20 protein-coding genes and 1 other RNA gene are annotated in these 24004 nt (G+C 58.3%); 8 read left to right on the plus strand and 13 right to left on the minus strand.

The features are described from left to right. The first annotated feature begins 51 nt into the window (after positions 1 to 51). Entirely contained in the window at positions 52 to 753 is a 702-nt protein-coding gene (locus AC559G_RS22040) for a pirin family protein (protein ID WP_498914709.1), read from the plus strand. 70 nt (positions 754 to 823) lie between these two features. Here AC559G_RS22040 and rnpB read toward each other — a convergent pair. Both rnpB and rsmI read right to left on the minus strand, forming a co-directional pair. Beyond that, positions 824 to 1201, minus strand: an RNA gene (gene rnpB / locus AC559G_RS22045) — RNase P RNA component class A. A gap of 68 nt (positions 1202 to 1269) precedes the next feature. Then, positions 1270 to 2136, minus strand: coding sequence for a 16S rRNA (cytidine(1402)-2'-O)-methyltransferase (rsmI, locus tag AC559G_RS22050; RefSeq protein ID WP_095847117.1), 867 nt, complete (start codon positions 2134 to 2136; stop codon positions 1270 to 1272). Between the two features lie 62 nt (positions 2137 to 2198). On the opposite strand from rsmI, the gene AC559G_RS22055 reads away from it, so the two are divergent. Genes AC559G_RS22055 through dolP form a run of 4 tightly spaced genes read left to right on the plus strand, consistent with a single transcriptional unit; the run spans position 2199 to position 5780 of the window. Next, positions 2199 to 4211, plus strand: coding sequence for a penicillin-binding protein activator (locus AC559G_RS22055; RefSeq protein WP_498914711.1), 2013 nt, complete (start codon positions 2199 to 2201; stop codon positions 4209 to 4211). Then, entirely contained in the window at positions 4208 to 4561 is a 354-nt protein-coding gene (locus AC559G_RS22060; protein WP_183096598.1) for a YraN family protein, read from the plus strand. Before AC559G_RS22055 ends, AC559G_RS22060 begins: the two co-directional genes overlap by 4 nt. A 43-nt stretch (positions 4562 to 4604) precedes the next feature. Next, positions 4605 to 5195 (plus strand): DnaA initiator-associating protein DiaA, encoded by a 591-nt coding sequence (gene diaA / locus AC559G_RS22065; RefSeq protein ID WP_095847114.1) that lies wholly within the window; start codon positions 4605 to 4607, stop codon positions 5193 to 5195. 9 nt (positions 5196 to 5204) lie between these two features. Next, a complete protein-coding gene (gene dolP / locus AC559G_RS22070; RefSeq protein ID WP_438599035.1) occupies positions 5205 to 5780 on the plus strand; it encodes a division/outer membrane stress-associated lipid-binding lipoprotein in 576 nt (191 codons plus the stop codon). 233 nt (positions 5781 to 6013) lie between these two features. Here the strand turns inward: dolP and mtgA are convergent, their stop codons facing one another. The 5 genes from mtgA to AC559G_RS22095 all read right to left on the minus strand — a co-directional run bounded on the left by mtgA (position 6014) and on the right by AC559G_RS22095 (position 11245). Next, positions 6014 to 6742 carry a biosynthetic peptidoglycan transglycosylase gene (gene mtgA / locus AC559G_RS22075; protein ID WP_498914714.1) on the minus strand — a complete coding sequence of 243 codons (729 nt, stop codon included), beginning with the start codon at positions 6740 to 6742 and terminating at the stop codon, positions 6014 to 6016. Continuing rightward, positions 6735 to 7391 (minus strand): isoprenoid biosynthesis glyoxalase ElbB, encoded by a 657-nt coding sequence (gene elbB, locus AC559G_RS22080; RefSeq protein WP_498914716.1) that lies wholly within the window; start codon positions 7389 to 7391, stop codon positions 6735 to 6737. Before elbB ends, mtgA begins: the two co-directional genes overlap by 8 nt. Positions 7392 to 7630: 239 nt before the next feature. Beyond that, entirely contained in the window at positions 7631 to 9973 is a 2343-nt protein-coding gene (arcB, locus tag AC559G_RS22085) for an aerobic respiration two-component sensor histidine kinase ArcB (protein WP_498914718.1), read from the minus strand. 104 nt (positions 9974 to 10077) lie between these two features. Next, positions 10078 to 11004 carry a TIGR01212 family radical SAM protein gene (gene mnmL / locus AC559G_RS22090; RefSeq protein WP_498914720.1) on the minus strand — a complete coding sequence of 309 codons (927 nt, stop codon included), beginning with the start codon at positions 11002 to 11004 and terminating at the stop codon, positions 10078 to 10080. Next, the gene (locus tag AC559G_RS22095) at positions 10934 to 11245 is read right to left on the minus strand and encodes a hypothetical protein (RefSeq protein ID WP_498914721.1); all 312 of its coding nucleotides are present in this window, start codon (positions 11243 to 11245) and stop codon (positions 10934 to 10936) included. The genes mnmL and AC559G_RS22095 overlap by 71 nt, the downstream gene beginning before the upstream one ends. A 466-nt stretch (positions 11246 to 11711) precedes the next feature. Here AC559G_RS22095 and gltB point away from each other — a divergent pair, with 466 nt between their 5' ends. Together gltB and AC559G_RS22105 are read left to right on the plus strand one after the other, a co-directional pair. After that, positions 11712 to 16175, plus strand: coding sequence for a glutamate synthase large subunit (gene gltB, locus AC559G_RS22100; protein ID WP_498914723.1), 4464 nt, complete (start codon positions 11712 to 11714; stop codon positions 16173 to 16175). Between the two features lie 10 nt (positions 16176 to 16185). After that, entirely contained in the window at positions 16186 to 17604 is a 1419-nt protein-coding gene (locus AC559G_RS22105) for a glutamate synthase small subunit (protein ID WP_498914724.1), read from the plus strand. A 90-nt stretch (positions 17605 to 17694) separates the two neighbouring features. Here the strand turns inward: AC559G_RS22105 and AC559G_RS22110 are convergent, their stop codons facing one another. Further along, entirely contained in the window at positions 17695 to 19038 is a 1344-nt protein-coding gene (locus AC559G_RS22110; protein ID WP_498914726.1) for an aspartate aminotransferase family protein, read from the minus strand. Positions 19039 to 19323: 285 nt separating this feature from the next. Here AC559G_RS22110 and AC559G_RS22115 point away from each other — a divergent pair, with 285 nt between their 5' ends. Beyond that, entirely contained in the window at positions 19324 to 20100 is a 777-nt protein-coding gene (locus AC559G_RS22115) for a DeoR/GlpR family DNA-binding transcription regulator (RefSeq protein WP_095847105.1), read from the plus strand. Positions 20101 to 20178: 78 nt separating this feature from the next. Here AC559G_RS22115 and sspB read toward each other — a convergent pair whose 3' ends face one another. From sspB to zapE, 5 genes are all read right to left on the minus strand, one after another. Continuing rightward, the gene (sspB, locus tag AC559G_RS22120; protein WP_121554244.1) at positions 20179 to 20673 is read right to left on the minus strand and encodes a ClpXP protease specificity-enhancing factor; all 495 of its coding nucleotides are present in this window, start codon (positions 20671 to 20673) and stop codon (positions 20179 to 20181) included. 5 nt (positions 20674 to 20678) lie between these two features. Continuing rightward, positions 20679 to 21320 (minus strand): stringent starvation protein SspA, encoded by a 642-nt coding sequence (gene sspA / locus AC559G_RS22125; protein WP_438599044.1) that lies wholly within the window; start codon positions 21318 to 21320, stop codon positions 20679 to 20681. 431 nt (positions 21321 to 21751) lie between these two features. After that, complete coding sequence (gene rpsI / locus AC559G_RS22130) at positions 21752 to 22144, minus strand: 30S ribosomal protein S9 (protein ID WP_004937080.1); 393 nt, start codon at positions 22142 to 22144, stop codon at positions 21752 to 21754. A 15-nt stretch (positions 22145 to 22159) separates the two neighbouring features. Next, positions 22160 to 22588 (minus strand): large ribosomal subunit protein uL13, encoded by a 429-nt coding sequence (gene rplM, locus AC559G_RS22135; protein WP_498914728.1) that lies wholly within the window; start codon positions 22586 to 22588, stop codon positions 22160 to 22162. A 263-nt stretch (positions 22589 to 22851) separates the two neighbouring features. Next, complete coding sequence (gene zapE / locus AC559G_RS22140) at positions 22852 to 23982, minus strand: AFG1/ZapE family ATPase (protein WP_498914730.1); 1131 nt, start codon at positions 23980 to 23982, stop codon at positions 22852 to 22854. Positions 23983 to 24004 lie beyond the last annotated feature (22 nt).

Here is a 24004-nt window from a genome sequence, read left to right on the forward strand (position 1 = left end):
CGCCGTCCAGATGCTTACCATTAACTTCACCCTTTTAGAGAGCCGATCGCCATGATTACATGCAGAACAGCACAACAATGCGGGCAAGCTGACTTCGGCTGGCTGCAGGCTCGCTATACCTTTTCCTTTGGCCATTATTTTGATCCCAAACTGATGGGCTACGCCTCGCTGCGGGTGCTGAACCAGGAAGTGTTGGCGCCGGGCGCCGCTTTCCAGCCGCGCACCTATCCCAACGTGGATATCCTCAATCTGATCTTGCAGGGCGAAGCGGAATATCGCGACAGCAACGGCGAGGCCACACGAGCCAAAGCCGGTGAAGCCCTGCTGTTGAGCACCCAACCGGGGCTTAGCTATAGCGAACAGAATATAGGCAGCGAAACGCCGCTGACGCGGCTGCAGCTGTGGCTTGATGCCTGCCCGGAACGCAGCAACGAACGCATCCAGCGCTTGTCATTGGGGGAGCGGCGGTACACGCTGCTGGCCTCGCCGGATAGCGAACAGGGCAGCCTGCAACTGCGCCAGCAGGTGTGGATCCACCATCTGATGCTGCAGGCGGACGAACAACTCACGCTGCCGCTGCATGGGCCACGGGCCTATCTGCAATCGATCCACGGCACGATCCAGGCCACCGGCGCGCGCGATGGCAGCCACCGCCTGACCTGCGGCGACGGGGCATTTATCCGCGAGGAACCGCGCCTGACCCTGCATGCACAAACCGCCCTGCGCGCGCTGCTGATCGATTTGCCGGTGTAATACCGCCTGCCGGCGGCGCTGAAAAAAGAAAACCCCGCGCGGCGCAAACCGTGCGGGGTTACTTATATATAGAGGGAGTTGACCGGTAAGCCGGGTTCTGTCGTGGACAGTCATTCCTCTAGGCCAGCAATCGCTCACTGGCTCAAGCAGCCTACCCGGGTTCAGTACGGGCCGTACCATGTGAACCCCTATTTGGCCTTGCTCCGGGTGGAGTTTACCGTGCCACGAACTGTTGCCAGCCGCGCGGTGCGCTCTTACCGCACCCTTTCACCCTTACCTGATCCCGCTTGCGCGGGCCATCGGCGGTTTGCTCTCTGTTGCACTAGTCGTGGGCTTGCGCCCCCCAGGCGTTACCTGGCACCCTGCCCTATGGAGCCCGGACTTTCCTCCCCTCCACCTGTCTCCCCCAAAGGGACGGCAGTGAAGCGGCGACTGTCTGGTCAACTCCGGCGCGGATTATAGGCGGTTTGGCGCGGCTTGTATACCTGCCGCTATCGCATTGTGGCCGTCTGCCGATTAATTATCCGGCTGCTGCGCTAACGCGTGCTTATATAAGGCATTTTTCTTCACGCCATGGATCTCGGCCGCCAGTTGGGCCGCTTTCTTCAACGGCAGCTCCTGCTGCAACAGCGCCAGCGTGCGCAGCGCCTCCGGCGGCAGTTGATCTTCCGCCGCCTTGTGGCCTTCAACAATCAGCACCATCTCGCCGCGGCGGCGCATTTCATCTTCCTGCACCCAGGCCAGCAGTTCCCCCACCGGCGCGCCGTGGATCGACTCCCAGGTTTTGGTCAGCTCACGCGCCAGCACCACGTAGCGTTCTGGCCCCCAGACGGTGACCATGTCCTGTAAACTTTCCAGCAGGCGATGGGTGGATTCATAGAAAATCAGGGTGCGAGGTTCCTCTGCCAGCGCCAGCAGAGTATCCTTGCGCCCCTTGGTCTTCGCCGGCAGGAAGCCTTCATAGCAGAAGCGATCGGAAGGCACCCCGGCGGCGCACAGTGCGGTTGTCGCCGCGCAGGCACCCGGCAGCGGCACCACGCGCACGCCGGCCTCACGGCAGCGCCGCACCAGGTGATAACCAGGATCGTTAATCAGCGGCGTGCCGGCATCGGAAACCAGCGCAATGCTCTGGCCCTGCTGCAGCTTGGCCAGTAACTGATCCGCCTTTTGTTGTTCATTATGATCGTGCAGGGCAAACAACCGCGCGTTAATCGCGAAATGTTGCAGCAACAAACCGGTGTGGCGCGTATCTTCCGCCGCAATCAGATCAACGCTTTTCAGCACCTCTAATGCACGATGGGTGATATCCCCCAGATTGCCGATGGGCGTGGGTACCACGTACAGCGTTGATGCAGAAATGACTGATTGTTGGTGTTGATTCATTGTTTCATCCGGATTGCCGATTTAATATTGAGCATCTTGAAAAAAACATCACTGGATACAGTATGCTTTCATCAACATTCGTTCGTACCAAAGCAGGGCGTTTTGTGCCTGTTATCGTGGCAGCCTTCTTACTGGCCGGCTGCCCGGGCCAGGCCCCGCAGTCGCCGCCCGCCAATATCCAGGACGCCGCGAGCGCCAGCTCTGATTATTATCTGCAACAGCTGCAGCAAAGCAGTGATGATAACAAGGCTGACTGGCAATTACTCGCGATTCGCGCATTGTTACGCGAAGGCAAACTGCCCCAGGCCAACGCGCAACTGGGCGCATTGCCGCAAAATCTTAGCGCCTCACAGCAAACCGAACGCCAGTTACTGACCGCCGAACTGCAGTTGGCCAATAAAGATCAGGCCGCCGCTATCGCCACGCTGGGCGGCATCGACAGCAGCAAGTTATCCCCCAACCAGCGCGTGCGTTTTTATCAGGCGCAGATTGCCGCCAACCAGGGTAAAGCCTCGCTGCCGCTGATCCGCGCCTATATCGCGCAGGAACCGCTGCTGGCTGACAAAGCCCACCAGGACAACCTGGATCAAACCTGGCAGGCGCTGCTGGGGCTAAGCACGCAAGAGATGAACAACCTGGTGATCAATGCTGACGAAAACGTGCTGCAAGGCTGGCTGGATCTGCTGCACGTCTATCAGGACAACCGGCAAGATCCGGATCTGCTGAAGGCCGCCATAAAAGACTGGCAAAACCGCTATCCGCAAAACCCGGCGGCAAAGAGCCTGCCGACCGCATTAACCCAGGCGATGAACTTCTCGCAGGCATCAACGGCAAAAATCGCCCTGCTGCTGCCGCTGAACGGCCAGGCCAAAGTGTTTGCCGACGCCATTCAGCAAGGGTTTGAGGACGGGAAAAACGGCGTGGCCCTTTCTGCGCCGGCCCAACCACAGCCACAGCCGGCGGCAACCCCGCAGGCGGCGACGGGCAGCACGGCCGATGCCAATGCCGACGGCGCGGTGAGCCCTTCTGCGCCGGCGGTGGATAACGCCGCCGCGCCGGTGGCCCAACCGGCCGCCGCCCCAGCGCCAATCACACCGCCGCAGGCCGCCAATGCCCAGGTGAAAGTATACGACACCACTAGCCAGCCGCTGCCTGCCTTGCTGGCTCAGGCGCAGCAAGACGGCGCCACGCTGGTCGTCGGGCCGCTGCTGAAAAACGAAGTCGATCAGATTTCCACCGCCGCCACCAGCCTGAACGTCCTGGCGCTGAATCAGCCGGAAACGCCGAAAGACACGCCGAACATCTGCTACTTTGCCCTGGCGCCGGAAGATGAAGCGCGCGACGCCGCCCACCACATCTGGGAACAGCAAAAACGCCAGCCTCTGCTGCTGGTGCCGAACGGCACATTCGGCGATCGGGTTGCCAACGCCTTTGCACAAGAGTGGCAGGCACTGGGCGGCCAGAGCGTATTAAAACAGAGCATTGGCTCCACCAGCGAACTGCGCCAGATGGTCAACAGCGGTGGGATACGCATGACCGGCACGCCTGTTGCCACCAGCGCGCCGGCGGCTCAGTCGGTGACCATTGCCGGGCTGACTATCCCTGCGCCGCCGAGTGAAGCGCCAACCACGGACGGCAACGTTGACGCCGTGTATATCGTCGCTAGCCAGGCGCAGTTGACCCTGATTAAGCCGATGATCGACATGACCACGTCATCACGCAGCAAACCGGCGATGTATGCCAGCTCCCGCAGCTACCAGGCCGGCGCAGGCCCGGACTTCCGCCTGGAAATGGAAGGGCTGCAGTTCAGCGATATTCCGCTGTTGGCCGGCGCCAACCCGCAGGCATTGCAGCAGGCCAGTGCGAAATTCCACAGCGACTACTCGCTGGTTCGTTTGTACGCCATGGGCATAGATGCCTGGACATTGGCCAATCACTTTGCTGAAATGCGCCAGTTGCCGGGGTTCCAGGTTTCTGGCACTACCGGCGTGCTGACCTCTTCGCCGAACTGCGTCATCAACAGGAAACTCCCTTGGCTGCAATACCGTCAGGGAATGGTCGTTCCGGTCTCCTGAGCCAACGCGCCAAGGGGGCGGGCTATGAATTACAGGCCCGCCGCTATCTGGAACGCGCCGGGCTCACCTTCATCGCCGCCAACGTGGCGCTGCGTGGCGGTGAGCTCGATCTCATTATGCGTGATGGGCAAACCTGGGTCTTCGTTGAAGTGCGTTACCGCCGCAATGCCGCATTTGGCGGCGCGGCCGCCAGCGTGACCTATCGCAAGCAACAGCGCTTGCTGCACGCCGCCGCCGTTTGGCTGGCGGGGCGCGGAGCCAGTTTTGACACATCAGCTTGCCGTTTTGATGTATTGGCCTTCACCGGTAACCAGTTAGAATGGATACCCAATGCCTTCAATGCGGATTAATACCGGTGCCGGTCGGCCCTTTGAACTCGTGGATTAAAACAACGTGCTGGATAGAATCAAAGTCTGTTTTACCGAAAGCATCCAAACCCAGATAGCGGCGGCGGAAGCGCTGCCGGATGCCATCTCCCGCGCGGCGATGACGCTGGTTCAATCGTTGCTCAATGGCAATAAAATCCTGTGCTGCGGCAACGGCACCTCGGCGGCTAACGCCCAGCATTTTGCCGCCAGCATGATCAACCGTTTTGAAACCGAACGCCCCAGCCTGCCGGCCATTGCGCTCAACGCCGACAACGTGGTGCTGACCGCCATCGCCAACGATCGGCTGCACGATGAAATCTACGCCAAGCAGGTTCGGGCACTGGGCCATGCCGGCGACGTGCTGCTGGCAATTTCCACCCGTGGCAACAGCCGTGATATTGTGAAGGCGGTCGAAGCCGCGGTAACGCGCGATATGACTATCGTCGCACTTACCGGTTACGACGGCGGAGAGTTGGCGGGGTTGCTCGGCCAACAGGATGTTGAAATCCGTATCCCGTCACACCGGAGTTCGCGCATTCAAGAAATGCATATGCTAACCGTGAACTGCCTGTGTGATTTGATAGATAACACGTTGTTTCCTCACCAGGACGATTAAGGAACTGAGATGAAGCTTAAAGCCACATTTGCAGTGCTGTTCAGCGCCCTGCTGTTACAAGGTTGTGTCGGCGCAGTTGTCGTCGGCAGCGCCGCCGTTGCCACCAAAACCGCGACCGATCCCCGCAGCATCGGCACGCAGGTCGATGATGGTACGCTGGAAGCGCGGGTTGAAAACGCACTGAGTAAGGACGAACAACTGAAGAAAGATGCCCGCGTGGTCGCCACCGCCTATAAGGGCAAGGTGTTGTTGACCGGCCAGGCGCCGACGCCGGAGCTTTCCAGCCGTGCGAAACAGATCGCCATGGGGGTTGATGGCGCAACCGAAGTGTATAACGAAATCCGCCAGGGCACGCCGGTTAGCCTGAGCACCGCGTCGTCAGATACCTGGATCACCACGAAGGTGCGTTCACAGCTACTGACCAGCGACACGGTGAAATCTTCCAATGTGAAGGTGACGACCGAGAATGGCGAAGTGTTCTTGCTGGGCCTGGTTACGCAACAGGAAGGGCAGTCCGCGGCCCAGATTGCCAGCCAAGTGAGCGGCGTGAAGCATGTCACGACTGCGTTTACCTATGTGAAATAGCCCTCACCCCAACCCTCTCCTGCAGGGAGAGGGAGCAGCCCGAAGCCGTCTTTACAGTAAGTGACTCACTCTCGCCCTCTGGGTGTTTGCAGAAGAATATTCTCTAACATGCTCGTTCCCCGGTAGGCCTGGGTGAGGAGGTACAAACCCGTGCACCGTACGCCCCCTCTCCCACTGGGAGAGGGTTGGGGTGAGGGCGGAGGCTTCCTTTAGTTACGTGCTCTTTTAACGGATCAATCCAGCTTGTTTTCCTTTAAGAACCCTTCGCCGCCTAGTTGCCGCATCTGGCGCAGTATCCACTGCTGGCGTTGGATCACATAGCCTGAAGGCGCCGCCGGATTAAAGCGGTGCGGATTGGGCAGTACCGCCGCCAGCAGCGCGGCTTCCGAGGCGGTAAGGCGCTTGGCCGGTTTGTGGAAAAAACGCTGTGACGCCGCTTCCACGCCGAACACGCCGCTTCCCAGCTCAATGATATTCAGGTATACCGTCAGGATCCGCCGCTTGGTCCATACCAGCTCAATGCCGCTGGTGACACCCGCTTCAAGCCCTTTACGCAGCCAACTGCGGCCGTCCCAAAGGAAAAGGTTTTTTGCCGTCTGCTGCGACAGCGTTGAAGCGCCGCGGATACGCGCCGGCCGGCGTTCGTTATGGCTGAACGCCTTTTCAATCGCTTCGATATCAAACCCCCAGTGGTCGGGGAATTTTTGATCTTCAGCGGCGATCACCGCCAGCGCCATGTAAGGTGAAATGTCATCCATCGACACCCAGTCGGAATGGGCGACATAGCTGAAATCGCCGCGCAGCCAGGCGCTCACTTGCCGCTCAACCATCACGGCGGAAAATGGCACCGGCAGGAAGGCGAAAAGCACGATCCCGACCAGCCACAGGCCGACAACGGCGATAACGCCGCGCTTCAACCAGCCCAAAGCGCGCGCAACCAGGCCACGAGAAGAGTTACGCATTCGCCAGTTCCACTATCCGCGCGACCAGCTTATCCACCCCCTGCGCCACTTCGCCAATGGATTGGGCCAGCATATAGGCCGGCGTCGTCACCACGTTATTCTCATTATCAATGACAATATCGTCCACCGGGCAAGTCACCGGCACACCGCCCATGGCGTCAATCACCTCACCCAGATCGGGATCGTTGCCTATGGTTAAGCGCACCGGCCGATCGAGCAACTTCGGCAACAGCACAGGGGCGATGCATATCAGCCCAATTGGTTTATTCAACTTATGCATTTCTTGCACGAGCTTTGCCAAATCGGGATCGACATGACATTCTTCTGCCGCACTGGCAAAAGTACTGAGATTGTTCGCCGCGCCGAAACCACCGGGAACGATCAGCGCGTCCAAAAATGCGGCATCGGCCTGGGCCAGCGGTTGAATTTTGCCCCTGGCGATACGGGAAGATTCCACCAGCACATTACGCAATTCCGGCATAGCGTCACCAGATACATGATTAATAACAACATGTTGTGGCTTATCGGGCGCAAAACACACCGCCTGCACCCCGGCCCGGTCCAATGCCAGCAAGGTTAATACCGCTTCGTGGATCTCCGAACCGTCATAAACACCACATCCACTGAGTACCACTCCAACCTGTTTCATGCTCCATTCTCCCCATCAAGACCGGTGCCTGGCGCGCCAGTTAAATTTACAAATGCCAATCCACATCACACATTTTAATGAATCAACTCACAACAAGACTTACATTTACCCCGCCGTTAGCGGTATGATGGTAGACAACTAGTAACGGCTTGCGAGATGAAAATAGAAAAAACAACTACGCAGGTTAATGATTTCCCTGGTGTTGGCGCAATATTCGCGCACCCCGGCTCAGGCCGGGGTTATTTTTTTTCAGCGTTCTCAACCCATACACGCAGCACCGCCACGTCGTTACGCCACTCCTGTTTCAGTTCATCAACCCATTCCTGCACATTATCCCACCATGCCGGCAATGTTGGCGTTTGTATCTGTTGTGCCAGTTGTTGCAGGTGACGCAGCCCGACCGATCCCGCGGCCCCTTTGATCTTATGGCCTTCTTCAACAATGCCTTTCTGATCGCGTGCCGTCATATTGGAATCCAGCACCGCCAAGTAGCCAGGCATCATCTGTTCGAAAACTGCCAGGCTCTGGTGAATCAACTGCGGCCCAACCAGCTCCATGTACTGCTCCAGCATCGCGGTATCCAGTAGCGCTTCATTAATCTGCATCGCCTTGTGCTCCGTATTTTGAGGGGGGATCTGCGCCGGTTGATGATCCCAATAATGTTGAATCACCCGGGTGAGCGCCGGCACAGACAGCGGTTTGCTCAGTACGTCATCCATACCGGCTTCAAGATATTCTTTTTTGTCTTTCAGCACGTTGGCGGTCAGCGCAATCAACGGCGGCAACGACTGCCCGGCGTAACGGTGGCGCAGTTCGCGCGCGATATCCAGGCCGGTCATATCCGGCAGTTGAATATCCAACAGCACCAGATCGAACTCGTCCGGATCGAACATCGCCAGCGCGTCGTGGCCGTTCATCGCCACCTCAACGCTGTTGCCGAGCTTTTCCAGCACCGAGCGCGCCACAATCACATTCAGCTCGATGTCTTCTACCAGCAGGATATGCAGCGCCGGCAGCGGCAAATCATCCTCTTCCTGCGCCTCGCTCACCTCTTCCTCCACGGCCGGCGCCTTGATGATCAGCGTAAAGCATGAGCCGTGGCCGGGTTCGCTTTTCACCGTAATATCGCCGCCCATGCTTTGCGCCAGGCGCTTGGAGACCGCCAGCCCAATGCCGGTACCGGTCGCCGGGTGCCCGCCGCGCTGATCCTTCACCTGATAATACATGGCAAAAATCTTTTCCTGCTCATCCTCAGGGATCCCCATGCCGGAATCCTCTACCTCAAACAGCAGCAGATCCGGCTGTTCGCAGCGCACGCGCACCACAATCCGCCCCTGTGGGGTAAACTTCACGGCATTGCCGATCAGGTTCCACAGGATCTGGCGCAGGCGCGTGCCGTCGGTGATCACCTTATGCGGCAGCGGCAGTTGCGGCTCCATCACAAACTGCAGGCCTTTCGGCTGGGCCAATAGCCCGGAGAGGTTTTCCAGATCCGCCAGGAAGCCGGTAAAATCAATCGGTTGGTTATCCAACTGCACCTTGCGCCGCTCCAGCTTATCCATCTCAATGATGTCATTGAAAATGTTGCCAAGCGTGATGGCGCTAACGTGAATCGTCTTCAGGTATTTTTGCTGTTCCTCGTTGAGATCGGTATCCAGCAGGATGCGGCTAAGCCCGACGATGCCGTTAAGCGGCGTGCGCAGCTCGTGGCTGATGGTGGAGATAAAGGTGGTCTTATCCCGGCTGGCATTCTCCAGCGCGTCCTGGTAGCGCTTGCGCTCGGTAATATCGCGGCCAAAGCCCATCAGTCCATGGCGTTTGCCAACGCGATCGTAAAACGGCACTTTGCGCAGTTCAAAGCAGGCCTTACGGCCATCGGGATAGACCAACCACTGTTCATAAGTGAGCGAAACATTATGGCGGAACACTTTTTCGTCAGTCTCGACCACTTTATCGGCGATATCCTTGCCGTAGACATCATTCGGCGTCAAGCCGATCAGCTGTTTTTCGCTCTTGCCGGTTAGCAGCTCCATCGCGCGGTTGCAGCCGGAAAACTCTTTGTCTTCATTGCGGTAATACACCAGGTCCGGCGAGGCATCCAGGAACGAGCGCAGCAGCGCCGACTGTTGGCCCAGCTCAATCTGCGTCATCTCGCGCTGTTCCATCTCTTCCTTAAGCTTATCCATCACCTGCAGGCGCTCTTCTTCCGCCTTCACGCGGTCGGCGATTTCCTGATTGAGCTGGGTAATGTTGTCTTGCAGTTGTTGATTCAGTTGCAGATCGCGGTTGCGCATCTCTTCAAGCTTATCCACCAGCCTGGCCAGCCGCTGGCGCGACTCTTCCAGTTGCTCGACCACGACCGACAGAAAATAGACCGCCCAGGGGGTTATCAGCAGGCCGAAGAAAATAGAGCGCACCACGTCGATGCTCTCGACCTCGCCACGCAGCAGCATGGTCACCGCCATCTGTACCAGCATGGCCAGCACCACCAGCGCCGAGGCCAACAGCAGCGAAAAACGCACCAGCCCCAGTTTCACCATCAGATCAACGTAATACTGGGCTAATACCCGGATTTGCTTCATGAGCGGCTCCCAAAAACCATAATGACAGAATCATACCGCAAAACTCGGGGGAGATAAGGCGCCAAACGCCGACGGATAGAGAAAGATTGTGCGCTTGGCCGCGCTCACGGGCGGTAGTGCAACGGCGCAGCCAGCGCCGATCCCTGGCCGCCGTATTGCTGCAGGTAGTGCCCCACCGCCTGCATGCCGTTCCAGCGGTTTTCGCACCATAATGGTGCCAGCAGGGTTGGCCGCCGCGCGCTGGCGGAAATGCGGTGATAAACCACCGCGCCGGGGGTATGGCGGATCATTTCGCCGGCGCTGGCCGCATATTCATCCAGCGGCAGCTCAGCAATGCGCCCGGCCTGCCAGGCGCGCGCCATGGTGCTGCCGGCCACAATATGCAAAGGGTGCAGCTTGATGCCATCCACGCCGCAGGCCACCACCGCCTGGAGCGTCGCCAGATGGTCAGCGCGCGTCTCGCCGGGTAGCCCGACAATCAGGTGGCAGCACACTTTCAGGCCCCGTTCACGCGCCCGCTGCGTGGTTTGCTGGTAACAGCAGAAATCATGGCCGCGGTTGATGCGTTTCAGTGTTTTATCGTGCGCCGTCTGCAACCCCAGCTCGAGCCACACTTCATAACCGCGATCGCGGTAGCCCGCCAGCAGATCGAGCGCTTCCACGGGCACGCAGTCCGGCCGGGTGCCGACGCACAGCCCCACCATATCCGCCTGCTGCAACGCCTGGCGATACATCACTTCCAGTACCGCTACTTCTGCATAAGTACTGGTATACGCCTGGAAATAAGCGAGGTAGCGTTTTGCCCGGTTAACCTTGTGCGCCTGCGCCGCCAACTGTTCGCTGATGCTCTGCTGCTGCATCTGTTCATCGGCGAATGACGCCACATTGCAGAACGTGCAGCCGCCCCGCCCCAGCGTGCCGTCGCGGTTGGGGCAGTTAAACCCGCCGTGCAGCGTGAGTTTATGGATCTTTTCGCCAAAACGGCGTTGAAGATCCGCACCAAACGTATTGACTAATTCCGGCAACTGCATAATCTTGAGCGCTCTTTCTGTTCAAAGCCGCCGATGCTAATGACAAACGGCTTTCCCCGCGATGACAGAGATCAACCTGCCTTACCCCCGAAAATGCGAATGAATAATCATTCAACATAAATGCAAATAAACGCATTTGGCGCACAATGATTTTTTTTAATTTTGCGGGAGGGATGGCGGCCAATATGACAACGGTATTAAAAACAGTGACAAAAATCGCGCAAATTGAGTTTATCAGCATAAAACGCCACCATTCCCATTCGCACTAGCATGGTGCAGAGATTCAGGGCTTGCACTATAGTGATACAGTTCACATTTCCGTCTACTTGTACCAATAACTCATAAGCATAAAACGGGTGGTAAATAATATATTTTTCAAAATATTAGACGCCATTCTTCGTCTGCAAGCGCCATTTACCCCTATATTTGACCTGCGTAATCTTTCTCGCTAAGTTGGAAGTCCACTGGAAGCTTTCTAGACGGACAAAAGGTCACGTCGTCTCGTCATATTTATGCAGTAATTTAAGACTCCCTCTGAAAACAAGTCATTAACCACTTGTGATAGCCGTCACGAGAGGCTGCTAACGAAGGGCAAACGTGCTGATGGACGCTAGAAATAACGCCGCCTGACAGCCGGCCCGGAGATAAGAAGGCAGCTCGTAAACCGGTTATGGGAGTCGCACAGAGCCTGGGGAGGTTCACTGATTATGTTGTACGATAAATCCCAAGATAGGGACAACTGTGGTTTCGGCCTGATCGCCCACATAGAAGGCGAACCTAGCCACAAGGTAGTGCGCACCGCCATTCACGCACTGGCCCGTATGCAGCACCGTGGCGCAATCCTTGCCGACGGCAAAACCGGCGACGGCTGCGGCCTGTTATTACAAAAACCCGATCGTTTCTTCCGTATGGTTGCGGAGGAGCGCGGCTGGCGCTTGGCCAAAAACTACGCCGTGGGCATGCTGTTCCTCAGCCAGGATGAGGAAGAAGCCCGTGCCAGCCGCCGCATTGTGGAAGAAGAGCTGCAGAACGAAACGCTGTCGATCGTGGGCTGGCGCGAAGTGCCGACCAACCCGGACGTTTTGGGCGAAATCGCCCTCTCTTCCCTGCCACGCATTGAGCAGATTTTCGTCAACGCTCCTGCCGGCTGGCTGCAAAGTGATATGGAACGCCGCCTGTTTATGGCGCGCCGCCGCATAGAAAAACGTATCACCGATAAGGATTTCTACGTCTGCAGCTTCTCCAACCTGGTGACGATCTATAAAGGCCTGTGCATGCCGGCGGATTTGCCGCGCTTTTATCTCGATCTGGCCGATCTGCGTTTGGAATCGGCAATCTGCCTGTTCCACCAGCGCTTTTCAACCAATACCGTGCCACGCTGGCCGCTGGCGCAACCGTTCCGCTACCTGGCGCACAACGGCGAGATCAACACCATCGCCGGTAACCGCCAATGGGCCCGCGCCCGCGCCTACAAATTCAAAACCCCGCTGATCCCGGATCTGCGCGACGCCGCGCCCTTTGTGAATGAAACCGGCTCTGACTCCAGCTCGCTGGACAACATGCTGGAACTGTTCCTGAGCGGCGGGATGGACATCATCCGCGCCATGCGTCTGCTGGTGCCGCCGGCATGGCAAAACAACCCGGATATGGATCCGGAGCTACGCGCCTTCTTCGACTTTAACTCAATGCACATGGAGCCGTGGGACGGCCCGGCCGGCATCGTGATGTCCGACGGGCGCTATGCGGCCTGTAATCTGGATCGCAACGGCCTGCGCCCGGCGCGCTATGTCATCACCAAAGACAAGCTGATTACCTGCGCTTCCGAAGTCGGCATTTGGGATTACCAGCCGGATGAAGTGGTGGAAAAAGGCCGCGTCGGCCCTGGCGAACTGATGGTGATCGACACCCGCGCCGGCCGCATCCTGCACTCAAGCGAAACCGATAACGATCTGAAAAGCCGCCACCCGTATAAAGAGTGGATGGAAAAGAACGTCAAACGCCTGGTGCCGTTCGAAGAGCTGTCTGATGAGCAAGTGGGCACCCGCGAGCTGGATGACGCGCAGTTGGAAACCTACCAGAAGCAATTCGGCTACACCAGCGAAGAGCTGGATCAGGTGATCCGCGTGCTGGGCGAGAACGGCCAGGAAGCCACCGGCTCAATGGGCGACGACACCCCGTTTGCCGTGCTCTCCAGCCGTCCGCGCATCATTTATGACTATTTCCGCCAGCAGTTCGCCCAGGTGACCAACCCTCCGATCGATCCGCTGCGCGAAGCGCACGTGATGTCGCTGGCCACCTGTATCGGCCGCGAAATGAACGTCTTCTGCGAAGCCGAAGGCCAGGCGCACCGCCTGAGCTTCAAATCGCCGATCCTGCTGTATTCCGATTTCAAACAGCTGACCTCGCTGGAAGGGGAACACTATCAGGTCGAAACCCTCGATCTGACCTTCGATCCGGCACAGCAGGATCTGGAGCAAAAAGTCCACGCACTGTGCGAAGAAGCGGAGCAAAAAGTCCGCGCCGGCGCAGTGCTGCTGGTGCTGTCCGATCGCGCCATCAGCCCGAGCCGCCTGCCGGTGCCGGCGCCGATGGCCGTCGGCGCCCTGCAAACCCGCCTGGTGGAAAAGAGCCTGCGCTGCGACGCCAACATCATTGTCGAAACGGCCAGCGCGCGCGATCCGCACCACTTTGCGGTGCTGCTGGGCTTCGGCGCCACCGCCATTTACCCGTATCTGGCCTACGAAACGCTGGCCAGTCTGGTGGATGCCCAGGCGATGGGCGACAAAAAATACCGCGACGTAATGCTCAACTACCGCAACGGCATCAACAAGGGGTTGTACAAGATTATGTCCAAGATGGGCATTTCTACCGTCGCCTCTTACCGCTGCGCCAAGCTGTTTGAAGCCGTCGGCCTGCACCGCGATCTGACCAACCTCTGCTTCCAGGGCGTGGTCAGCCGTATCGGCGGCGCCAGCTTCAGCGATTTCCAGCAGGATCTGCAAAACCTGGCCAAGCGCGCCTGGCTGAAACGCAAACCGCTCGAACAGGGCGGCCTGCTGAAATTCGTCTACGGCGGCGAATACCACGCCTACAACCCGGACGTGGTCAGCACGCTGCAAAAAGCGGTGCACAGCGGCGAATACCGTGATTACCAAACCTATGCCAAGCTGGTGAACGAACGCCCGGTGGCGATGCTGCGCGATCTGCTGGCGATCAAACCGCAGGGCACGCCGATCCCGGTGGATCAGGTGGAACCGGCGGAATCGCTGTTCAAACGCTTTGATACCGCGGCGATGTCCATCGGCGCCCTCAGCCCGGAAGCCCATGAGTCCCTTGCGCTGGCGATGAACAGCCTCGGCGGTTTCTCCAACTCCGGCGAAGGCGGCGAAGACCCGGCGCGCTACGGCACCAACAAAGTATCACGCATTAAACAGGTAGCCTCTGGCCGCTTTGGCGTCACCCCGGCGTACCTGGTTAACGCCGACGTAATCCAGATCAAAGTGGCGCAGGGCGCCAAGCCGGGCGAAGGCGGCCAGTTGCCGGGCGATAAAGTCACCCCGTATATCGCCAAGCTGCGCTATTCGGTACCGGGCGTAACCCTGATTTCGCCACCGCCGCACCATGATATCTACTCGATCGAAGATTTGGCTCAGTTGATCTTTGACCTGAAGCAGGTGAACCCGAAGGCGGTGATTTCGGTGAAACTGGTCTCTGAACCGGGTGTTGGCACCATCGCCACCGGCGTGGCCAAGGCCTATGCCGATCTGATCACCATCGCCGGCTACGACGGCGGCACCGGCGCCAGCCCGCTCACCTCCGTCAAATATGCCGGCTGCCCGTGGGAACTGGGCCTGGTGGAAACTCAGCAGGCGCTGGTGGCCAACGGCCTGCGCCACAAAATCCGCCTGCAAGTGGACGGCGGTCTGAAAACCGGCGCCGACATCATTAAAGCGGCGATCCTCGGTGCGGAGAGCTTCGGCTTCGGCACCGGCCCGATGGTGGCGCTGGGGTGCAAATACCTGCGTATCTGCCACCTGAACAACTGCGCGACCGGCGTCGCCACGCAGGATGAGAAGCTGCGCCGCGACCATTTCCACGGCCTGCCGGAACGCGTGACAAACTATTTCAGCTTCATCGCGCGTGAAACCCGCGAGATCATGGCGGAACTGGGCGTGAGCCAACTGGTGGATCTGATTGGCCGCACCGAGTTCCTGACGGAGCTGGAAGGCATTTCAGCCAAGCAACACAAGCTGGATCTGTCGCCGTTGCTGCAAACCGCCACGCCGCATCCGGGCAAAGCCCTGTACTGCACCGAAGGCAGCAACCCGCCGTTTGACCAGGGGCTGCTGAACAAGGAGCTGATGGCGCAGGCGGAACCCCATATCGAAGCGAAGCAAAGCAAAACCTTCTACTTTGATATCCGCAATACCGATCGTTCTGTCGGGGCAACGCTGTCCGGCGCAATTGCCGCGGCGCATGGCGATCAGGGCATGGCGGCAGATCCGATCCGGGTGCACTTCTCCGGCACCGCGGGCCAGAGCTTCGGCGTCTGGAACGCCGGTGGTGTGGAAATGACCCTGACCGGCGACGCCAACGACTACGTGGGCAAAGGCATGGCCGGCGGCCGCATCGCAGTGCGCCCACCGGTGGGCTCAGCCTTCCGCAGCCATGAAGCCAGCATCATCGGCAACACCTGCCTGTATGGCGCCACCGGCGGTAAACTGTTCGCCGCCGGCCGTGCGGGCGAACGCTTTGCGGTGCGTAACTCCGGCGCCATCACCGTGGTGGAAGGCATCGGCGATAACGGCTGCGAATACATGACCGGCGGCATCGTCTGCGTGCTGGGCAAAACCGGCATCAACTTCGGCGCCGGTATGACGGGCGGCTTCGCCTATGTGCTGGATGAAGACGGTGAATTCCGTAAACGCGTCAACGCAGAGCTGGTGGAAGTGCTGGACGTCGATCAACTGGCCATTCACGAAGAGCACCTGCGCGGCCTGATTACGGAACACGTGCAGGCGACAGGCTCTACGCGCGCGGAAGAGATTTTGGCCAACTGGCCGGAATGGGCGCCAAAGTTTGCGTTGGTCAAGCCGAAGTCCAGTGATGTCAAAGCATTGTTGGGTCACCGTAGTCGTTCCGCAGCCGAGCTGCGGGTTCAGGCGCAGTAAGAGGTTATTAATGAGTCAGAATGTTTATCAATTTATCGACTTGCAGCGCGTTGATCCGCCGAAAAAACCGCTGAAGATCCGTAAAATTGAATTTATCGAGATTTACGAACCGTTTTCAGAAACCCAGGCGAAAGCGCAGGCCGACCGTTGTCTGGCCTGTGGCAACCCTTACTGCGAATGGAAATGCCCGGTTCACAATTACATTCCAAACTGGCTGAAGCTGGCGAACGAAGGCCGCATTATGGAAGCGGCCGATCTGGCGCACCAGACCAACAGCCTGCCGGAAGTCTGCGGTCGCGTGTGCCCGCAAGATCGCCTATGCGAAGGCTCCTGTACCCTGAGCAGTGAGTTCGGCGCCGTGACCATCGGTAATATTGAGCGCTATATCAACGATAAAGCGATCGAGATGGGCTGGAAGCCGGATATGTCCAACGTGCAGCCCACCGGCAAACGCGTGGCGATTGTCGGCGCCGGTCCGGCCGGCCTGGCCTGTGCCGACGTGCTGACCCGCAACGGCGTAAAAGCGGTGGTCTACGATCGTCACCCGGAAATCGGCGGCCTGCTGACCTTCGGCATCCCGGCGTTCAAGCTGGAAAAAGAAGTGATGGTAAAACGCCGCGAGATCTTCAGCGAGATGGGCATTGAATTCCAGCTCAATACCGAAGTCGGCAAAGATATCGCTATGGAAACGCTGCTGGCCGACTACGACGCCGTGTTCCTGGGCGTGGGTACCTATCAGTCGATGCGCGGTGGGCTGGAAAACGAAGACGCGCCGGGCGTGTACGATGCCCTGCCGTTCCTGATCGCCAACACCAAAAACCTGATGGGCTACGCCTCGCCAGAGCACGAACCGTACGTCAATCTGCAAGGCCAGCGCGTGCTGGTGCTGGGCGGCGGCGATACCGCGATGGACTGCGTTCGCACCTCGGTGCGCCAGGGCGCCACCCAGGTGAGCTGTGCCTACCGCCGTGATGAAGCCAACATGCCGGGTTCCAAGCGTGAAGTGAAGAACGCGCGCGAAGAAGGCGTTGAATTCAAGTTCAACCTGCAACCATTGAGTATCGAACTCAACAGCGCTGGGCGCGTATGCGGCGTGAAGATGGTGCGTACCCAGTTAGGCGAGCCGGATGCCAATGGGCGCCGGGCGGCGGAACAGGTGCCCGGCTCGGAACACGTTCTGGATGCCGATGCGGTTATCATGGCGTTCGGCTTCCGCCCGCACAAAATGGAATGGCTGGCCCAGCACGACGTACAGCTCGATAAACAGGGCCGTATCGTGGCGCCGGAAGGCTGCGAAAACGCCTTCCAAACCAGCAACCCGAAAATCTTTGCCGGGGGCGATGCGGTGCGCGGTTCGGATCTGGTGGTGACGGCGATCGCCGAAGGGCGCAAAGCCGCCGACGGCATCATGAACTACCTGGAAGTCTGAGCCGGCAAAGCCTGCTTGCGCTAACGAAAATGCCAGTCAGTTGTACTGACTGGCATTTTTTTATCGCCTGGCAAACATGGCCGCGTTGGCTTACACCGCGTTGAGCGCCGCCAGCGATTTATCCAGCGCCCCGACCAGCCAGTCGATATCCTCGCGCTGGAAAGCCAACGGCGGGCGCAATTTCAGCACGTTGCCATACGGCCCGGCAACCGAGGTCAGCACCCGGTTTTCACGCAGCTTTTCGATCAGATCCAGCGCCAGCTGCTTGTCCGGCGTTTTTGTTTCACGATCGCTGACCAGCTCAAAGCCAATGAACAACCCGGCGCCGCGCACATCCCCCACGCATGCGTATTTGTCCATCAACGTACGCAGCGCCGCCAGCAGCTCTTCCCCGACGACCCGGCTATGCTCCTGCAAGCCTTCGTCTTTAATCACCTGCAGCACGGCCTGCGCAGCGGCCATCGCCACCGGGTTGCCGCCAAAGGTATTGAAGTAAGGGATTTGATCGCTAAATGCCGAAAGCACGGTATTTTTAGCCAGCAGCGCCGACACCGGAATGCCGTTGCCCATCGGTTTACCGGTGGTCACAATATCCGGCACCACGCCGTGGCGGGCAAAACCCCAGAAGGCATCACCGGTGCGGGCAAAGCCCGGCTGCACTTCATCGGCAATGAAAATACCACCGTTTTTATGCACCACGTCCACCGCCTGCTGCAAGAAGCCTTTCGGGCCAGGCAGCACGCCGTCGGAAGAGAAAATGGAATCCGCCAGGAAACCGGCGAACTTGATGCCGTGCGCGGCCATATCGTCGATTTGCTTTTGGATCTCGTTGGCAAACCACGCCCCCAAATCCGCCGCGCCAACGCGGTAACGATCCGGCGGCGGCACCAGGCGGGTGGTGGGCGCCAATGCCTGGCCGCTGCCCAGCGCCGGCGAAGCCCCGGAGGTTAAATCGCTGGTGCCGTGGTAAGCCTCCTGGCTGACGATGATGCCGGTGCCGCCGCTGTAAGCGCGCGCAACGCGAATCGCCAGGTCGTTGGCTTCAGAGCCGGTGCACATGTACATCGCGCGATCGATCTCTGCCGGCATGGTGGCCAGCAGCGCTTCTGAATAATCCAGGATGCGCTCATGCAGATAACGGGTATGGGTGTTGAGCTGCATCATTTGCTGATGCACCGCCTCAATCACCGCCGGATGGCAGTGGCCGATACTGGCGACGTTGTTATACACGTCAAGATACTGATTACCGGCGGCATCCCACAGATACTGGCCTTTGCCGCGCACCAGGTGCACCGGCTTACGGTAAAACAGCCGATACGACTCCCCCAGAACCTGCTGGCGTTTGTCGGTCAGTTTGCGAATGTCGGCATCCAGTTCGTCCGCATGCTCGGCGCGAAAACTGTTGGTATCCATGATTGTTGAACGCGTTGCCATGGTCACTCCCATTCAAAGTGGTGTAAGGCTGATTAGAGAACAAAGGATCGTCAGTACCCTCATCTGCCCACTATCATGGCGTATTTTTATTAAAATGCAATAAAATACACAACTACATATTAACGCACAAAATCAGGGCATGGCATTGCACTTTTTTGGATCAGCGTCACCGCCGGCACTGCGGCAAAGCGGCCAAAAAAATCTTTTGCAAAACAGCGACAAAAAAGCACAAAATCACCCAATACCCCGCAAAGGGCAACACGCGCTCACCAACCGAAGAAAACTATGCTGCAGGAAACCCGATTGCATCGCATCCGTGCCCTACTCACCACGCTTAACCAGGTGAGTACGGAACAAATTATCAAAGAACTGGGCATTTCACGTGAAACCGCCCGGCGCGACATTATTGAGCTTGAATCGCAAGGGGCGGCGCGGCGCGTTCACGGCGGGATCGTGGCGGTTGATACGGCGCCGGAGCTGCCGCTCAACGTGCGCAGCACCGTGCAGGCCAAAGAAAAGCGCGCCATCGCCAGAGCGGCGGCACAGTTGCTGCACCCAGGCCAGACGCTATTTATCGATGCTGGCAGCACCACCACCATGCTGGCCGAAGAGCTGCGTTCACTGGCCGGCATCACCATCATTACCAATAGCCTCAATGCGGCGCTGGTGTTGAGCGCCACCGAAGAATATGAAGCGATGAAAAACACGGTGATCCTGCTCGGCGGCAGCATGCAGGCCGGGGCCAAAGAAACGCGCGGCGATCTTACGGTCAACGAGATTTACCGCTATCGCGCCGACGTAGCGATGCTTTCTCCGGTAGGGATCGACGCCCGCAGCGGCGCCACCAGCTTCCACCCGTATGAAGCCGCCATTGCGCGGGCAATGGCGCAACAGGCAAACCAACTGGTGCTGCTGGCCGATCACAGCAAGCTCGGCGCAACCAGCCGAATGGTTTACGCCACGCCGAGTGAGATCGCGCTGTTGATTACCGATAGCAACGCCGACAAGCAGCCGGCTTTCGCGGCGCTCAAGCGCGATTTGCCACGGGTATTGATCGGTTAAACCGCTGGCCTGAAGGCAAAAAAAACGGCCCCGTGTTGGGCCGTTCTGTCGTCTGGAAAAACGAGCGGTAGCAAAGCGTTACTTCACCACGCGCAGTGCCGGGCGGCCATCACGCGGCGGCTGCGGCGGCTCATCATCCGGCCCGTTGTCATCGCCAGTATCCGGGCGATCGCCATCGATAACCGAGAGATTATCAGCCGGCGCGCTATCTTCAGCGCTGCTTTCGGCTTCGTTGCCCGCCTCATAGGCCGGTTCCGATTCGAACAACGTGCCCGCGCCGTTTTCACGGGCGTAGATCGCCAGCACAGCGGCCATCGGTACCGAGACCTGGCGCGGCACGCCGCCAAAGCGGGCGTTAAACAGCACGCCATCATCGCCCAGTTGCAGATTGCCCACCGCGCGCGGCGCAATGTTCAGCACAATCTGGCCATCGCGGGCAAACTCCATCGGCACCATTACGTCAGGACGCGTCACATCAACCACCAAATGCGGCGTCAGGTTGTTATCCAACAGCCAGTCATAGAAGGCCCGCAGCAGATACGGACGGCGCGGGGTCATCTGAGACATATCCATAACGCTTAGCCCCGGGTCTGCAAGCGCATTTCACGCTCGGCTTCGGTCAGGGATGCCAGGAACGCATCGCGTTCAAATACGCGGGTCATGTAGCCTTTCAGCTCTTTTGAACCCGCACCGCTCAGCTCAATACCCAGCTGCGGCAAACGCCACAACAGCGGCGCCAGATAGCAATCCACCAGGCTGAACTCTTCGCTCATGAAATACGGCGTCTGGCCGAAGATCGGGGCGATCGCCAGCAGTTCTTCGCGCAGTTGGCGGCGGGCGGATTCTGCCTCCTGGCCGTTGCTCTGCTCGATTTTGTACATCAGCGAATACCAGTTTTTCTCAATGCGCAGCATCATCAAACGGCTTTCACCACGCGCGACGGGGTAAACCGGCATCAGCGGCGGGTGTGGGAAACGCTCATCAAGGTATTCCATAATGATGCGGGATTCATACAGCGTGAGCTCGCGATCAACCAGAGTAGGCACCGTTTGGTAGGGATTGAGGTCAATCAGATCCTGCGGCAGGTTATCCATATCAACCTGCTCGATCTCGACGCTAACACCTTTTTCCGCCAGTACAATACGTACTTGATGGCTAAAAATGTCGGTCGGGCCAGAAAACAGCGTCATTACCGAACGTTTGTTGGCAGCGACAGCCATGAAAACCTCCAAGTTATTTAGAAAATACTGCGAATAGCCAACGCTCCCCGCCAGCTTTCAGACTGCAGTGGCGCTTTCGCTTGCCCTTTGCTGCACGTGAAATCTATCGGGTATACCCGTCATACTTCCAGTGCGGGTATTTCAGGCTGCTATCCTGAATGGTCTTGACCGCAGCCAGCAGCTGGCAGATAAACCTTGGGTCTGGGGAAACCGGCCTCGGAGGTAAACTGACGGCAACTGCTCGGCGAACAGGCGCAAAAGTGGATAATAGTTTACCAGATTTTGTCTGTTTTGTGGGGGCCGTGCGGCCATTTCGTGCTGAATTGTTTTGCCCGCCATCGATTCCGGCGGCGCGCGCCGAACGCCAGGCATAAAAAAACCCGGTGAAACACCGGGTTTTCGCGTAAACCATACTGCCGGAGCAGTAAAAATTAACGCTTGGAGAACTGCGGACGACGGCGTGCTTTACGCAGACCGACTTTCTTACGTTCAACTTGACGAGCATCACGAGTGACGAAGCCAGCTTTACGCAGTTCAGAACGCAGAGTCTCATCGTACTCCATCAGTGCACGGGTGATACCGTGACGGATAGCGCCCGCCTGACCGGAAATACCACCACCTTTAACGGTGATGTACAGATCCAGTTTACCAACCATGTCAACCAGTTCCAGCGGCTGGCGAACTACCATGCGGGCAGTTTCGCGGCCGAAGTACTGTTCCAGGCTGCGTTGGTTGATAACGATGTTACCGTTGCCCGGCTTGATGAAGACGCGAGCGGCGGAGCTTTTGCGGCGACCAGTGCCGTAGTATTGATTTTCAGCCATTGCCATTAATCCCGATTAAATGTCCAGAACTTGCGGTTGCTGTGCCGCGTGATTGTGCTCAGTGCCCGCGTAAACTTTCAGTTTACGGAACATTGCACGACCCAGCGGACCCTTTGGCAGCATGCCTTTAACCGCGATTTCAATCACACGCTCAGGACGGCGGGCAATCATCTCTTCAAAGGTCGCTTCTTTGATACCACCGATGTGGCCGGTGTGGTGGTAGTACATTTTGTCATTACGCTTGTTGCCGGTTACAGCAATTTTTTCAGCGTTCAGAACGATGATGTAATCACCGGTATCAACGTGCGGAGTGTATTCCGCTTTATGCTTGCCGCGCAGACGACGAGCCAGTTCAGTAGCGAGACGGCCCAAAGTTTTACCGTCCGCATCAACAACGTACCAGTCGCGTTTTACGGTTTCTGGTTTAGCTGTAAAAGTTTTCATTAAAAGCTTACCCAATAATTAGTTACACGTTGGTGAACACCCAAACGCTCGAAAACAGTTGAGGCTCACACGACCATCAAGTCCAGCAAACCTACCCCTTCGAATAGCCATTGCCGGCACTATAAAGTTTTTGGGAAAAAAACTTTGTTGTAACGTGGGGTCGCAAGATTATAGAGAAGTCGCTTGCAAAGATCGAACAGTTTTTGAATTGAAAAGGCATTTATCTGCCGAAATGGGCCCGGAGAAGCGGGCCCCGAATGCGATCACGGCAAATGCGGGCGCTGCAGGTACGCTTCGCTCTGCATCTCTTGCAAGCGCGACAGGCAGCGCTGATATTCAAACTGAAGCTGTGTGCCCTGATAGATTTCCGCCATCGGCGCGGCCGCGGCGATCACCAGCTTAACGTTGCGCTCATAGAATTCATCCACCAACGCCAGGAAGCGCCGCGCGGTGTTTTCCGCCTCCATGCCCATGATCTGCACATTGTACAGCATAACGCTGTGGTACAGCCGCGACAGCGCAATATAGTCGAGCTGGCTGCGCGCTTCTTCGCACAGGGTATGGAAATCAACCGCCAGCACGCCATCTACTGCGCGGATCGCCGGTAACGGGCGGTGGTTGATCGTCAGCACCGGGGCATCGTCGCCGGGCCGGCCCGCCAGCCGCAGGAACATCTGATCCATTTCCTGCCGCGTTTGCGCGTTCAGCGGCGCCAGATACAGATGCGCTTGCGTTAGCGTACGCAGCCGGTAGTCAATGCCCGCGTCGACGTTCATCACCTCACAGAACTCATTGATCAGCGCGATCGCCGGCAGAAAACGGGCGCGCTGCAACCCGTTGCGGTACAGATCGTCCGGCGGGATGTTCGAGGTCGCCACCAGCGTAATGCCGCGGGCGAACAGCGCCTGCAGCAGCGTTGCCAGCAGCATGGCATCGGTAATGTCCGAGACAAAAAACTCATCGAAGCACAGCACGTCGGCCTGCGCCTTAAAGCCGTCGGCGACGATCTCCAACGGGTTTTCATGCCCTTGCAATTCGGCCAGTTCCTCATGCACCCGCAGCATAAAACGGTGGAAATGCAGGCGCAGCTTGCGATCGCCGGGCAGGCTGTGGAAAAACAGATCCATCAGCCAGGTTTTGCCGCGCCCGACGCCGCCCCACATGTACAGCCCCTGCACCGGGCGCGTTGCCGCCGCCGGGGCGCTCTTGCCCAGCCAACGGCTGAGCGCGCCGCGCAGCCCGGCGGCCTGTGCCGGCGCGGCCGGCGTCCGCTGTAGCAACTCATGGTAAATCCCCTCCAGGCGGGTAACGGCCTGGTGTTGAACCTCGTCGGGCTGATACTCGCCCGCCGCCAGCGCCTGCTGGTAACGTGCTAACGGTGACTGTGCCTGCATCTGTTCCCTATTTCCTAAAACA

Origin of the sequence: Gibbsiella greigii, assembly GCF_039540155.1 — a bacterium.
Lineage (GTDB): Bacteria > Pseudomonadota > Gammaproteobacteria > Enterobacterales > Enterobacteriaceae > Gibbsiella > Gibbsiella quercinecans.

Coding starts and splice junctions, on each gene's coding strand:
- AC559G_RS22040 (WP_498914709.1), top strand. CDS start 52: ATGATTACATGCAGAACAGCACAACAATGCGGGCAAGCTGACTTCGGC.
- rsmI (WP_095847117.1), bottom strand. CDS start 2,136: ATGAATCAACACCAACAATCAGTCATTTCTGCATCAACGCTGTACGTG.
- AC559G_RS22055 (WP_498914711.1), top strand. CDS start 2,199: ATGCTTTCATCAACATTCGTTCGTACCAAAGCAGGGCGTTTTGTGCCT.
- dolP (WP_438599035.1), top strand. CDS start 5,205: ATGAAGCTTAAAGCCACATTTGCAGTGCTGTTCAGCGCCCTGCTGTTA.
- mtgA (WP_498914714.1), bottom strand. CDS start 6,742: ATGCGTAACTCTTCTCGTGGCCTGGTTGCGCGCGCTTTGGGCTGGTTG.
- elbB (WP_498914716.1), bottom strand. CDS start 7,391: ATGAAACAGGTTGGAGTGGTACTCAGTGGATGTGGTGTTTATGACGGT.
- arcB (WP_498914718.1), bottom strand. CDS start 9,973: ATGAAGCAAATCCGGGTATTAGCCCAGTATTACGTTGATCTGATGGTG.
- mnmL (WP_498914720.1), bottom strand. CDS start 11,004: ATGCAGTTGCCGGAATTAGTCAATACGTTTGGTGCGGATCTTCAACGC.
- AC559G_RS22095 (WP_498914721.1), bottom strand. CDS start 11,245: ATGCTGATAAACTCAATTTGCGCGATTTTTGTCACTGTTTTTAATACC.
- gltB (WP_498914723.1), top strand. CDS start 11,712: ATGTTGTACGATAAATCCCAAGATAGGGACAACTGTGGTTTCGGCCTG.
- AC559G_RS22105 (WP_498914724.1), top strand. CDS start 16,186: ATGAGTCAGAATGTTTATCAATTTATCGACTTGCAGCGCGTTGATCCG.
- AC559G_RS22110 (WP_498914726.1), bottom strand. CDS start 19,038: ATGGCAACGCGTTCAACAATCATGGATACCAACAGTTTTCGCGCCGAG.
- AC559G_RS22115 (WP_095847105.1), top strand. CDS start 19,324: ATGCTGCAGGAAACCCGATTGCATCGCATCCGTGCCCTACTCACCACG.
- sspB (WP_121554244.1), bottom strand. CDS start 20,673: ATGGATATGTCTCAGATGACCCCGCGCCGTCCGTATCTGCTGCGGGCC.
- sspA (WP_438599044.1), bottom strand. CDS start 21,320: ATGGCTGTCGCTGCCAACAAACGTTCGGTAATGACGCTGTTTTCTGGC.
- rpsI (WP_004937080.1), bottom strand. CDS start 22,144: ATGGCTGAAAATCAATACTACGGCACTGGTCGCCGCAAAAGCTCCGCC.
- rplM (WP_498914728.1), bottom strand. CDS start 22,588: ATGAAAACTTTTACAGCTAAACCAGAAACCGTAAAACGCGACTGGTAC.
- zapE (WP_498914730.1), bottom strand. CDS start 23,982: ATGCAGGCACAGTCACCGTTAGCACGTTACCAGCAGGCGCTGGCGGCG.